Below are 12,752 nucleotides of genomic sequence, written 5' to 3'. Positions count from 1 at the left end.
GTCTCAAGCGCCGCTCGGGCCGACGGTGACGACGGTCGGCTCGACGGAAAGAAGCGTCTTCGCCATCCGCTTCACATCGTCCAGCGTCACCGCGTCGATGAGCTTCTGGCGCTCGTCGATGTAATCGCGGCCGAGATCGTCGAGCTGAAGCCCGACAAGCGTCGAGGCGATGGACGAGGAGGAGTCGAGGTTCTGCACGGCGTAGGAGCCCTTCACGAAGGCCTTGGCCTTGGCGAGTTCCTCCTCGGACGGCCCTTGTTCGGCCAGCCGCTTCATCTCGGTCTTGATGATGCCGATCGTTTCCTGCGCTTTGTCGGCGCGCGTCGCAGTGGAAACCGACAGGATCGCGGAATGGTCGTAGGAGGAGAGGTAGGAGCCGACATTATAGGCGAGGCCCCGCTTCTCGCGCACTTCCTGGAACAAGCGGGACGTGAAGGTGCCGCCGCCGAAGATGTGGTTGGTGAGATAAGCGGCGAAGAAGTCCTTGTCCTTGCGGTCGACGCCCGGCATCGTGAAGCGGATCATCGTCTGCGGCACGTCGAGCGCCACGGCTTCCGTCTTACCGGTCGCTGGTCCGATGTCGGGAACCACCGGCAGATCGGCCTTGGCCGGCAGCGCGCCGAAGACGCGGTCGAGTTCCTTCCCGAGTTCCCCCTCGTCGATCGCGCCGACGACGCCGACCACGAGGTTGTCACGGGCAAAGCCCTTGTCGCGGAAGCGCTGGAGATCCTCGCGCGAAACGGCGGCGAGCGTTTCCTTCGTGCCTTCGGGCGGGCGGGAATAAGGATGGCCGGGGAACACCGTCTGCCGCCACGCCTTGCCGAGCAACTCGCCCGGATCGTTCTCGTTGGCGAGAATGCCGGTGAGAATCTGCCCGCGGATGCGCTCCAGCGGCTCCTTGTCGAAGCGTGGATTGTTGAGGGCGAGGCGAAGCAGATCGAACGCCTCGTCCTCGTTCTCGACGATGGTGCGGAAGGAGCCGGTGAAGTTGTCGGACGAGGCGTCGAAGCTGAGGCCGATGCCGAGATCGTCGATCTTCTCCTGGAACTGCCGGCTTTCGATGTCGCCGGCGCCCTCGTCGAGAAGGCCGGTGAGGAGGTTCGCCGTGCCTTCCTTGCCCTCGGCGTCGGCGGAAGCGCCCGCGCCCTTGAAGGCGAAGTTCACCGCGACGAGCGGGTTCGTGTAGTCCTCGACCAGGTAGGCCTTGATGCCGCCGGGGCTGGTGATCTCCTTGATTTCCACCGCCTGCGCCGTCCCAAAAGCGGCGAAGGATGAAAGAAGCGTCAGGCCGAGGGCGGCGGCGAAGCGCGGAGCGGAGCGGAATAGCGCGGTCACGGAGTTTGCTTCGTCCTTCATGGCTCAGGAACGCGATTCTGCGGGTGCGGCGTCCGGCAGGAGATAGCCGGTGACGGAGCGCTTCGGGTCGAGATACTTGCGGGCGGCGGCGTTCACCTGATCCACCGTCACCTTCTCGATCCGGTCGGGATAGGAATCGACGTCGGCGATGCTGCGGCCGATGGAAAGCGCTGCGCCATAGCGACGGCCGAGCGCCGTCTGGTTGTCGCGCTCGTAGATCGTGGCCTTGCGCACGCGGTTCTTGGCACGCTCCAGTTCTTCAGGGGTGATGCCGTCCTTCACGATCCGCGCGATCTCGGCATCGATCGCCGCTTCCACCTTCGGCAGGTCGGCCTCTCCGCGCGGCGTGCCATAGACGCCGAACTCGCCTTCCTTCAACCGGCCGCTCTGATAGAAAGCGCCGGTTCCGGCAGAGATGCCCTGTTCCACGACGAGCGCGCGGTAGAGACGGCTCGTGGTGCCGCCGCCGAGCGCATCGGCGAGGATGTCGAGCGCTTCGGCTTCGCCGGGCGCTGCCGTGTTGTCGGACGGAGCGAGATAGGTGCGCTGCATGGAAGGCTGCGTCACGCGCGGGTCGCGCAGCGTCACGGTGCGCGCGGCGAGCGGTTCGGGCTCGGTGGCGCGAAGGGCGGCGCGGTCGCCCGGCTCGGCGCGGCGCTTCACCTGGCCGAAGGTCTTTTCGGCAAGCTCGCGCACCTGTTCCACCGTGACGTCGCCGGCGATCACCAAGGTGGCGTTGTTGGGCGTGTAATAGCGGTCGTACCAGGCGATCGCGTCCTCGCGCGACAGCTTCTCCATCTCGTGCCGCCAGCCGATCACCGGGATGCCGTAATGGCTGTTCTGGTAGAGGGTGGCGTCGAGCGCTTCGCCGAGCTTGGAGGACGGGTCGTTCTCGACGCGCATCCGGCGCTCTTCCAGAATGACGTCGCGCTCCGGCAGCACGGCCTCGTCGGAGAGAATGAGGTTCTCCATCCGGTCGGACTCGAATTCCATCATCCGCCCCAGCGCCTCGGCCGGCACCTGCTGGTAGTAAGCGGTGTAGTCGGAGGAGGTGAAGGCGTTCTCCTCGCCGCCGATATCCGACACGGCGGCCGAGAACTCGCCGGTCTTGTGGTTCTTGGTGCCCTTGAACATCAGGTGTTCAAGGAAGTGGGCGATGCCGGACGTGCCCGCCACCTCGTCGGCCGCGCCCGCCTTGTACCAGATCATCTGCGTCACGATCGGCGCGCGGTGGTCGGGAAGGACCACGACCTGCAGGCCGTTGGACAGGGCGAAGCTCTCGACCTTCGGGCGCTTGGCCTCGGCCTCGGCCATCCTTTCCGCCGCCGTTGCAGCGGGCTTTGCCGGGGCTTGCGGCGCCTGCGCGTAGCTCAGCGGGGCAAAGCCCAAGCCGAGCACCAGAACGGAAGCGCCCAGAAGGCGGGAGGATCGGAGCATCGAGAAGGGGTCCTTGTCGCGTATTCGGCCCGGATATGGCGCGGGAGTAGGCCCCCGCCACCAAAGGCGCAATTTACGTTTTTGTTAGGATTGGCCCGTCTCGCCCTCACGAAAACGAAGGAAGCGGAAAAGCGTGTCCCCGATCCGCCGTTCCTCGACGCATTCGAAGCCGCGAGGTGCTTCGAAGGGCGCACCGACCGCTTCCTCCACCACGCAAAGCGCGTTGTCCTGCAGCCAACCGCCGTCGCGGGCGCTCCGAAGCGCGAGGCTGCCGAGATTGCGGTTGTAGGGCGGGTCGGCGAAAACGAGGCTGAAGGGCTCCTGCGGCGCGGCGGGCCCGAGCTTGGTGGCATCGCGCCGGAAGATCTTGGTCGCGCCGGTCAGCCCGAAATTCTCGACATTGGCGCGAAGGAGGCCGCGCCCTTCGACGCCTTCCTCCACGAAGAGGCAAAAGCGCGCACCGCGCGACAGGGCCTCCAGCCCGAGCGCGCCGGTGCCGGAAAACAGGTCGAGGATGCGCGCATCGGCGAGCGCGTCGCCATAGGCGTGCTCGATCACGTTGAAGAGCGTTTCGCGCGCCCGGTCGGTGGTCGGCCGGATCGCGTCCGTTTTCGGGCTTTCGATGTTTCGGCCGCGAAACCGGCCACCGACGATGCGCAAACCTTATTCCCCGCGCGGCGGACGCTTCGGCCCGCCGGCACCGCCGCCGCCGCTCGGGCGCCCACGCGGGCGATCCCCGCCGCCCTTGCCCCCGAAGCCGCCCTCCTTCGGGCCACCGCGCTTTTCGCCGCCTTCGCCGAAGGACTTGCCGGCCGATTGCGAGCGGAAGCCCGCCGAGCGGCGGGGCTTGTCGCCGTCAGGGCGCGCCGCCCCGCCGGGAGCGTCGCGGAAGCCGCGCGAGCGCAGCGGCTTGTCGCCGCCGGCCCGATCCATGCGCTCCTTACGCTCTTTGCGCTCCACCTGCTCGGCGGCCTGCCGTTCGCTCAAGGGACGCCCACCCGGCGCGATCCAGACATTGGCGCTGCGCCGCCCGGTCGGCGCTTTGGGGCGCGCCGGGCGCTCGTCGCCGCCGCCTTCCTCGCCGCGCTTGGGGCGGAACGGCTTGTCACCGCCACCGAAGGATTTGCCGTCCTCGCGGCGCGGCTTGTCGCGGAACGAGCCCTCCGCTTTCGCGCCGTCGCGCCCGCGCCCTTCGAAGCGCGGCTTGGTGTCGAGACGCGCCAAAGCCGATTCGCGCTTGGCGTCGCCGAAGCTCTTCGCGTCGCCGAAGCTTTTGCGGCTCGGCTTCTTGGCCTCGCCGCGCGAGGTCACCCATTCGTTCTTCGGTGCCGGGGTCCGTTCGCGGCGCTCAACCGTCTCGGCGGCATTCTCGGTCCGGCCCTTGGCGCCCGCTTCCACCACGTCGTTGGTGAAGGTGTTGACGATCGGCGCGTCGAAGTCGGCGCCCGAATCCTCGATCAGCCGCTCGCCGAGCTGGTCGCGCAGGGTGCGGCCCTTGATCTCGCGCACCGCGCCTTCCGGCAGGTCGCCGAGTTGGAACGGCCCGAAGGACAAGCGGATCAGGCGGTTCACTTCGAGGCCGAGATGCCCAAGAACGCGCTTCACCTCGCGGTTCTTGCCTTCGCGAAGGCCGAGCGTCATCCAGACATTGTGGCCGGTCTGCGAATCGAGCGTCGCCTCGATCGCCCCATAGAACACGCCGTCCACCGCAATGCCGTGCTTCAGCTCGTCCAGCGCCTTTTGCGTGATCGTCCCATAGGCGCGCACGCGATAGCGACGCAGCCAGCCGGTTTCGGGCAGCTCCAGCGTGCGGGCGAGCCCGCCGTCGTTGGTGAGGAGCAGCAGCCCTTCGGTGTTGATGTCGAGCCGGCCGACCGTCATCACGCGCGGCAGGTCTTCGGGCAGACGCTCGAACACGGTCGGGCGGCCTTCCGGGTCGCGGTTGGTGGTGACGAGCCCGGCCGGCTTGTGGAACAGCCACAAACGCGTGCGCTCGGTCGCCGGCAAGGGCTGGCCGTCGATCTCGATGCGGTCGCTCGCCTTCACCACGATGGCCGGCGTTTCCACGAGCTGGCCGTTGAGGCGCACGCGCCCGTCGGCGATCATCGCCTCGGCGTCGCGGCGCGACGCGATGCCGGCGCGCGCCAGCCGCTTGGCGATGCGCATGCCGGAGGCGGCGTCCTCCGCGCCTCCCTCGCGCCGGGGCCGATCGCTGCGCGGCTTGTCGAAGCTCGCGCCTTCGCGCTTCTCGAAAGGCTTACCGTCACGCTTCTCGAAACCGCCTTCGCGCTTCTTGAAGCCGCCCTCCTCGCGCTTGCCGAAACCGCCGCCTTCGCGCTTGGCAAAGCCGCCGCCCTCGCGCCGAGGCCCGGCGGGACGGGGGCCGCGCCCTTCGCCATCCGCCCTTGGCGGGCGCTTCTCGCCGTCCGCGCCGCCGAAAGCGCGCTTCGGACGGTCAGTGCGCTCGGCGCTCTCGCCGCCCGCGCGCTCGGGCCGGGGGCGGAAGGGCTTGTCGCCGCGTGGGCGGCCCTCGCCGGAGCGCGGAGGCCCCTTCGGTCCCCTGCCCCGTTCGCCCGTCGCAAACCCTCGTCCGCGCTTCTTGTCGTCGCCGTCGCGTTTATCGTTCATGAAACTTTGCCTTCAGATGGGGCGCTGCTTATCAGGTCGCACGCGAACCGGCGAGAGAACCCGTGACGTCAAGACGCTTAAGCAGCGGATATATGGAACTCGCGCTCCATGAAGCGCGGAGCGCGGCGGCGCGCGGCGAGGTGCCGGTCGGCGCCGTGGTGGTTCTGGACGGGGAGGTCGTCGGACGCGCCGGCAACCGCACGCGCGAAATGAGCGACCCGACGGCCCATGCGGAAATGCTGGCGATCAGGCAGACCTGCGCCAGCCTCGGGCAGGAGCGCTTGAACGGCGCCGATCTCTACGTGACGCTGGAGCCCTGCGCCATGTGCGCGGCGGCGATCAGCTTCGCGCGCATCCGGCGGCTTTACTACGGCGCGCCTGACCCGAAGGGCGGCGGCGTTTCGCACGGGGCCCGGTTCTACGCGCAACCCACGTGCCACCATGCGCCGGAAGTCTATCCCGACATCGCGGAACGCGAAGCCGGGGACATCCTGCGCCGCTTCTTCGCCGAGCGGCGCGGCTGAACGGTCAGAACGGGTTCAGACCTTTGAGCTTCTGCAACAGCGTCTTGTCGTTGCCGTCGAGACGACGCTGCTTGACGTCCTCGTCCACGCCCGGATCGCCCACCGGAGCGGAGGCGGAGGGCTGGCGATAGGCCAGCGGCGGCTCGGACAGGTACTTGCGCGAGGCCGCGCTGCCCTGCCGCGATTCGGCGAGCCGCTTCTTGAACTGCTCGCGCCCGGCATTCAGCTCGTCCGGCGTCAGCACCCGGCCCATGTCGCCTCGGCCGTTGTTGTTCTGCCCGTAGCTGCCGACGGTGTTGCGGGCGCGCTCCTCGTCGGTGACGCCTTCCTTTTCCGCCATCAGCACTTCCGGGCCGAGCGGCCCGTCGCCCTTGTTGAGCCTGTCGGCATTGGCGCGGATGCGCGCCCGGCGCTGTTCGGGCGATTCCGGCCAGTTCGGGGCGTTGGCGGCGCTCACCGTGTCCTGCGGGGCCGGCAGGACGTTCTTGTCCTTTGGCCGCACCAGTTCGGCGCGCGGCGAATAATCGATCTCGTCCTTGTTCTTCGGACCCATGGCCAGCATGCCGTCGAGATCGTCGAAAAGCTGCGCGCCCGCCGACTTGCCCGTGCCGTAGGTCGGTCCGAGACAGCCGGACAGCGAGGCGGCCGCCAGAACGAGTGCGAGCGCGGAAACCCCGCGCATTTTCGAAAGGCTCATACGGAAAACGGCCCCCAATGCCGGTCAATCCCTGCGGCCCGACAGACCCGGCGTCGACCGCATGAAGGTCGGCGATCCCATCCGAATCTGTCGAATTCCGGGCGTTTCTTAACGGATCGTCATCTGCCAGGCAAGAAAGGAGGGAACTGTTGCACAAGCAACACTCCCTCCCCGGTTCTTTTTCGTTCCGTCAGGCCGCCGCCAAGCGCCCGGCCGCGCGAAGCTCGCGCAGGGCTTCGGCGTCGCGCGCCGACACATCGGGGAACTCCGGATCGGAGCCGACATCGTCGGTGATCCGCCAGGAGCGGGCGCATTTCATGCCCTTGGCGCGTTCGGGCACGACGGCGATGCCGGGCGCGTCGGGCAGGCGGAAGGCCCCGTCCGGCGCCGCCCCGGCGCTGAGGTCAAGGCCGCTGGTGATCGCGATCTCGGAGAAGTCGACGCTTTGGACGAGCGCACGAAGCTCGGCGTCCTCGATGAACAGCACCGGCGCGGCCTCCAGCGAGGAGCCGATGCGCTTCTCGCGCCGCTCTTCTTCCAGTGCGCCGGTGACGACGCGGCGCACCTGCCGGATGCGCTGCCACTTGGCCGCGAGGCTGGCATCCTCCCAGGAAGGATCGGGCTTCCGCATCGCCTCGAAATGCACCGAACGGCTGTTCTTGTGCCGCTCCAGCCAAGCTTCCTCCGCCGTGAAGGGCAGCATGGGCGCGAGCCACGTGACGAGATGGTCGAAAAGCTCGCGCACCACCTGAATGCTCGCCAGACGACGCCTGGAGGACGGCGCGTCGCAGTAGAGCGCGTCCTTGCGGATGTCGAAATAAAAGGCCGAAAGCTCCACCACGGCGAAGTCGAGAAGCGCGCGGGAAATGCGCTTGAAGTCGAACTCGTCGTAGGCCTTCTCGACCAGCCGGCCGAGTTCGGCGAGCCGGTGGAGCATCAGGCGCTCGAGTTCCGGCATTTCGGCCACCGGCACCGTTTCGCCGGTGTCGTGAGCGAGCGTGCCGAGCATCCAGCGCAGCGTGTTGCGGAGCTTGCGATAGGAATCGATGTTGGTCTGAAGGATCGTCTTGCCGAGGCGCAGGTCCTCCGAATAGTCCGACGACACGACCCAAAGGCGCAGGATATCGGCGCCCGACTGCTCGATCACCTGCTGCGGCGTCACGACGTTGCCGAGCGACTTCGACATCTTGCGGCCTTCCTCGTCCATGACGAAGCCGTGCGTCAGCACCGCGTCGTAGGGCGCGCGGCCGCGCGTGCCGCAGGCTTCCAGAAGCGAGGAATGGAACCAGCCGCGATGCTGGTCGGAGCCTTCCAGATAAAGGTCCGCCGGCCATTTGAGGTCGGGCCGCTTTTCCAGGCAGAAGGCGTGGGTTGAGCCTGAATCGAACCAGACGTCGAGGATGTCGCGCACCTGGTGCCACTTGGCGGCATCGTGCTCGTTACCCAGGAACCGTTCCTTGGCCCCTTCCGCAAACCAGGCGTCCGCCCCCTCGGCCGCGAAAGCGGCGAGGATGCGCTCGTTCACGCCCTCGTCCTTCAGCACCTCGCCGTTCTCGTCGGCGAAAACGGCGATCGGCACGCCCCATGCGCGCTGGCGCGACAGCACCCAGTCCGGCCGGTCGGCGATCATGCCGCCGATGCGGTTGCGGCCCGCCGCCGGCACGAAGCGCGTGTCGGCAATCGCGCGCATGGCCCGCGTGCGAAGGGTGTCGCCCTTGGCCGACAGATCCTTGTCCATTTGGACGAACCATTGCGGCGTGTTGCGGTAGATCACCGGCTTCTTGGAGCGCCAGGAATGCGGATAGGAATGCTTCAACCGCCCGCGCGCCAGAAGATTGCCGGCGGAGATCAAGGCCGCGATGACACGGTTGTTGGCGTCGCCCTTCTTGCCCTTGTCGTCCAGAACGCGCGCCGCGCCCCCTTCCGCGTCCGGCCCGAAGCCAGGCGCGTCCTTGGTATAGAAACCGTCGTCGTCCACCGGGAACGGGATCGCGGTGTCGATGCCCCGCTCGCTCAGTTCGCGCCGATGGTCGGTCCAGACGTCGAAGTCCTCACGGCCATGGCTCGGCGCGGTGTGAACGAAGCCCGTGCCGGCATCGTCGGTGACGTGTTCGCCGGCGAGAAGCGGCACGGCGAAGGGGTAGCCGAGCGTTTTCAGCGGATGATCGCAGACGAGATTCGCCAGATCCGCGACCGCCACGTCGCCGAGCCGGCGGAAGCCGCCGTCCGGCACGCGCGCCTTGGCGAAGACGTCGGCCGCCAGCGCATCGGCGAGAACGAGCTTCTCGCCGAATTTGGCCCAGCGCGGATTGTCCGCGTCGTCCGGCGCGGTCACCTCGTAAAGGCCGTAGGGCACGCGGTCGGAATAAGCGATCGCGCGGTTGCCCGGCATCGTCCAGGGCGTCGTCGTCCAGATCACCACGCTCGCGCCGTCCAGCGCGCCGCTCTCGTTGGCGCCGGCCTTCGCATGGAAGGTGCCGGTGCCGTGGAAGGCGTTCTGGGTCACGGTCTCGGCGCGCACCGGAAACTTCACCCAGACCGTGTCGGACTCGTAGTCGTCGTATTCGACCTCCGCTTCGGCGAGCGCGGTCTTTTCCACCACCGACCACATCACGGGCTTGGAGCCGCGATAAAGCTGGCCGCTCATGGCGAACTTGATGAGTTCGCCGGCGATCACCGACTCGGCGTCATAGGCCATGGTGAGATAGGGGTTCCCGAAATCGCCCTCGACGCCGAGACGCCGGAACTCGGCCGACTGCACGCCCACCCAATGCTCGGCATAGGCGCGACATTCGCGGCGGAACGCGACCATGGCGGCCGAATCCTTCAGGTCCGGCTTCGGCTTGCCCTTGGAGCGGTAGTTCTCCTCCTCGATCTTCCACTCGATCGGCAGGCCGTGGCAGTCCCAGCCGGGCACGTAATTGGCATCATAGCCGCGCATCTGGAACGAGCGGTTGATGACGTCTTTCAGCACCTTGTTGAGGGCGTGGCCGATATGGAGATGGCCGTTGGCATAGGGGGGACCGTCGTGGAGGACGTAACGCGGCCGGCCCTTGGAGGCGTCGCGAAGCTGGTCGTAGAGCTTCATGTCGTCCCAGCGCTTCAGCCATTCGGGCTCCTTCTGGGGAAGCCCGGCGCGCATCGGGAAATCGGTCTGGGGCAGAAACAGCGTCTTGGAATAATCCGTGGCCGCCGCGTTGGTCTTGTTCTGGTTGTCGCTCATGATCTTGGGTCAGCCTGTCGGCCGCGACGGGAGGGCATCGGCGGCACGGTGTCAGCAAAAGGACGGGCGAAGGTATCCCGGCCCTCGAACGGCGTCCGGCCGTTCAGAAGACCGGGCCGCTAATTCGCGAGGCCGCATGGATCGAGCGAGGACAAGTCATGGAACGCGCCTCTATCAAGTCGAAGCGATCAAGGAAAGCGCCGTGACGAAATCGGGCCGCAAGACCGCTCTTCTGGACGATCCGGCGGTTCTTGCCGAGCGCATCCGCGCGGTCGACGCGCCGCATGTCGCGAAGCTCAACGCCCTCGCCGGCCGCATCGCGGCCGAGCACGGGGCGGCACCCTTCTTCGACCCGCTCAGTGGCGGACAGGACGCGCGGCTTCTGCTTCTTCTGGAAACGCCCGGCACGCAAGCGGGGCCGGCGCGCTTCGTGTCGCAGGACAACGCGACGGGAACGGGCCGGAATCTCCGCCGCTTCCTGTCCGAAGCGGATATCGGCCGCGACGATCTCGTGATCTGGAACGCCGTGCCCTTCGTGATCCATGCCGAAGGGGCCAAGAACCGCGCGCCGACGAAGCTCGAGGCGGCGGCCGGGCGGCGATGGCTGGCGCCGCTCTTGGCGCTCCTGCCCGCGCTTCGCGCCGTGGTCCTGTCAGGACGCTTCGCGCGAGGCTGCCGGGGCGAGATCGAGACCCTGCGGCCGGACCTCGCCATCTTCGAGATGCCCCATCCGAGCCCGGTCTTCGTGGTCACCGATCCCGCGATCGCGCCCGGCATCGTCGAGGTCCTGCGACGAGCCGGGGAAGCTTCGAGACGCTAGAAGGCGATCAGCCGGTCGAGCGGCGACAAGGGGGCGGCACCGCTCAGAAAGGCGCGCGCTTCAGCGGCGTCCTTGTCCATCTGGCGGATCAGGGCTTCCACGCCGTCGAACTTCTCCTCGCCGCGCAGCCGCGCGAAGACCGACACGTCGCAGGTCTCGCCATAGAGATCGCCCACGAAGTCGAAGAGATAGGTCTCGAACAAAGCCGCGCCGTTGTCGAAGGTCGGCCGCCGGCCGTAGCTCGCCACGCCGTCGAGAAGGTCGCCGCCGGGCCGGCGAAAGCGCACGGCATAGATGCCGTGGGCGAGAAGGCCATTTTCGGGAAGCGCCATGTTGGCGGTGGGATAGCCGAGCTGGCGCCCGAGCTTCTGGCCGCCGATGACGGTCGCCTCCACCATCCAGCGATAACCAAGAAGCGCCGCCGCCGCGGCCACGTCGCCGCGCCCGAGATCCTCGCGGATGCGGCTCGACGAGACCGGCCCGCCGCCTTCGTCCGCGAAGGCCTCGATCGCCGTCACGCCGAAGCCGTGCCGCGCGCCTTCCGCATGCAAGGTTTGCGCGTTCCCGCCGCGCCGCGCGCCATACTGGAAGTCGAAGCCCACCACGACATGCGTCGCGCCGAGGCAGTCGACCAGAATCTCCTGCACGAAGTCCTCGGCCGAAAGCGAGGCGAAGGCGCGGTCGAAGGGATGCTCCACCACGGCGTCGAAGCCGAGCGCTTCGAGAAGCCTCGCCTTCACCGGCGGCGGGGTGAGGCGCGGCACGGGGCGGTCGGGCTGGAAAACGCTGCGTGGATGCGGCTCGAAGGTCAGGCAAAGGGCCGGCACCCGCTTTTCGGCCGCAAGCGCCTTTGCGGCTTCCAGCACCGCCTGATGGCCGCGATGGATACCGTCGAAATTGCCGATCGCCACCACGCCGCCGCGATAATGGGGCGCGACGCTCGCTGCCGGACCGAAGCGGCGGATCGGCTCGGCGGTCATGCGAGGCGCGGCATGAAATACCGCGCCGACAGGCCGCGTTCGGACAGGTTGGCGGTCAGCACCTCGCCCTCCACTTCGGAACCGCCGAGTTCGTCGCGGTGGATGCCTTCCATGACGAGAAGCGCGTCGGCGCCGTAGGCGTTGGCGCCCCGGATATCGGTGTTGAGACCATCGCCGATCGCCAACACCTCGGAAGGGTCGGCAATGCCGGCGATCCCCGCCGCATGAGCGTAGATCGGCGAGAACGGCTTGCCGGCCATGGAAACGCGCCCGCCCATCGCCTCGTATTCCTTGGCCACCGAGCCGGCGCAGAAGATCAGCTTCTCGCCGCGATGAACCACGATGTCGGGATTGGCGCAGATCATCGGCAGATCGCGCGCCCGCAACCGGCCGAGGAGTTCGGCATAATCGGCCGGCGTTTCCTCCTCGTCGCGGAAAAGTCCCGTCGCGACCACCGTCGCCGCGTCCTCCTCGCCGACGAAATGGGCGTCGATGCCGGCGAAAAGGTCGAGGTCGCGCTCCGGCCCGATATGGAAGAGATTGCCGCCGGCCCGTGCGATCAGCCCGCGCGTCACGTCGCCGGAGGTGACGATCGCGTCATAGGCGTCGGGCGAGAAGCCGAGCGTATCGAGCTGGGCGCGAACACCCTCGCTCGGGCGCGGCGAGTTGGTGAGGAGAACCACGGTGACGCCCATGCCGCGCGCCTGACGCAGCGCGCCTTCGGCCGCCAGATGCTTGGCGACGCCGTTATGGACGACGCCCCAGACATCGCAGAAGATCGCCTTGTAGCCGCCGGCCACCGCCGCCAGCGTATCGATGGATCGGGTTTCGTTCATCGACTCTCGCCGTTGTTCGCGCCGTAGCATTGCGCGATCGTGACCGATCGCGCGGAAGACGTTCCGCCGGCCGATAGAAGCCGCGCCCTCACCCGTCAAGCATTCGCAGCGTCGCGGCTGTTTTCCAGCCTTTACCATTCGGGCAAGGCGCCGGGGAGCGCAGCGTCTCCGCCGTTGCAATCGAGGGAACCCGACATCATGTGAGGGACGCGACGGGCCGAGCTGTCATGAAAAATTCGCCGGCACCGTCC

The 12,752-nt window shown here is 67.8% G+C and carries 10 protein-coding genes; 2 read left to right on the top strand and 8 right to left on the bottom strand.

Annotation, left to right across the window (positions count from 1 at the left end):
* Positions 1–3 precede the first annotated feature (3 nt).
* The 4 genes from F9929_RS00910 to F9929_RS00895 all read right to left on the bottom strand — a co-directional run bounded on the left by F9929_RS00910 (position 4) and on the right by F9929_RS00895 (position 5,421).
* A complete protein-coding gene (locus F9929_RS00910; protein WP_235918920.1) occupies positions 4–1,335 on the bottom strand; it encodes a M16 family metallopeptidase in 1,332 nt (443 codons plus the stop codon).
* A 24-nt stretch (positions 1,336–1,359) separates the two neighbouring features.
* Entirely contained in the window at positions 1,360–2,793 is a 1,434-nt protein-coding gene (locus F9929_RS00905; RefSeq protein WP_152044645.1) for a M16 family metallopeptidase, read from the bottom strand.
* Positions 2,794–2,877: 84 nt separating this feature from the next.
* Positions 2,878–3,453 carry a 16S rRNA (guanine(966)-N(2))-methyltransferase RsmD gene (rsmD, locus tag F9929_RS00900; RefSeq protein WP_152044644.1) on the bottom strand — a complete coding sequence of 192 codons (576 nt, stop codon included), beginning with the start codon at positions 3,451–3,453 and terminating at the stop codon, positions 2,878–2,880.
* Between the two features lie 3 nt (positions 3,454–3,456).
* Positions 3,457–5,421: a pseudouridine synthase gene (locus tag F9929_RS00895; protein ID WP_152044643.1), complete on the bottom strand. Its 1,965-nt coding sequence runs from the start codon at positions 5,419–5,421 to the stop codon at positions 3,457–3,459.
* Positions 5,422–5,513: 92 nt separating this feature from the next.
* On the opposite strand from F9929_RS00895, the gene F9929_RS00890 reads away from it, so the two are divergent.
* The gene (locus F9929_RS00890) at positions 5,514–5,945 is read left to right on the top strand and encodes a nucleoside deaminase (RefSeq protein WP_152044642.1); all 432 of its coding nucleotides are present in this window, start codon (positions 5,514–5,516) and stop codon (positions 5,943–5,945) included.
* A 4-nt stretch (positions 5,946–5,949) separates the two neighbouring features.
* Here the strand turns inward: F9929_RS00890 and F9929_RS00885 are convergent, their stop codons facing one another.
* Together F9929_RS00885 and ileS are read right to left on the bottom strand one after the other, a co-directional pair.
* Positions 5,950–6,642, bottom strand: a complete 693-nt coding sequence (locus tag F9929_RS00885; RefSeq protein WP_152044641.1) for a hypothetical protein — start codon at positions 6,640–6,642, stop codon at positions 5,950–5,952.
* A 190-nt stretch (positions 6,643–6,832) separates the two neighbouring features.
* The gene (gene ileS / locus F9929_RS00880) at positions 6,833–9,865 is read right to left on the bottom strand and encodes an isoleucine--tRNA ligase (RefSeq protein WP_152044640.1); all 3,033 of its coding nucleotides are present in this window, start codon (positions 9,863–9,865) and stop codon (positions 6,833–6,835) included.
* Positions 9,866–10,067: 202 nt separating this feature from the next.
* Here ileS and F9929_RS00875 point away from each other — a divergent pair, with 202 nt between their 5' ends.
* Complete coding sequence (locus tag F9929_RS00875) at positions 10,068–10,685, top strand: uracil-DNA glycosylase family protein (RefSeq protein ID WP_235918918.1); 618 nt, start codon at positions 10,068–10,070, stop codon at positions 10,683–10,685.
* Here F9929_RS00875 and F9929_RS00870 read toward each other — a convergent pair.
* Complete coding sequence (locus F9929_RS00870) at positions 10,682–11,665, bottom strand: bifunctional riboflavin kinase/FAD synthetase (protein ID WP_152044638.1); 984 nt, start codon at positions 11,663–11,665, stop codon at positions 10,682–10,684. The genes F9929_RS00875 and F9929_RS00870 overlap by 4 nt on opposite strands.
* On the bottom strand, positions 11,662–12,501 hold the full coding sequence (locus tag F9929_RS00865; protein WP_152044637.1) for a TIGR01459 family HAD-type hydrolase: 840 nt from the start codon (positions 12,499–12,501) through the stop codon (positions 11,662–11,664). The genes F9929_RS00870 and F9929_RS00865 overlap by 4 nt, the downstream gene beginning before the upstream one ends.
* Between the last annotated feature and the right edge of the window lie 251 nt (positions 12,502–12,752).

Source organism: Aureimonas psammosilenae (assembly GCF_009176975.1).
Taxonomy (GTDB): domain Bacteria; phylum Pseudomonadota; class Alphaproteobacteria; order Rhizobiales; family Rhizobiaceae; genus Plantimonas; species Plantimonas psammosilenae.
Note: the sequence above shows the minus strand (reverse complement) of the source record. Positions and strands in the feature narration are given on the sequence as shown.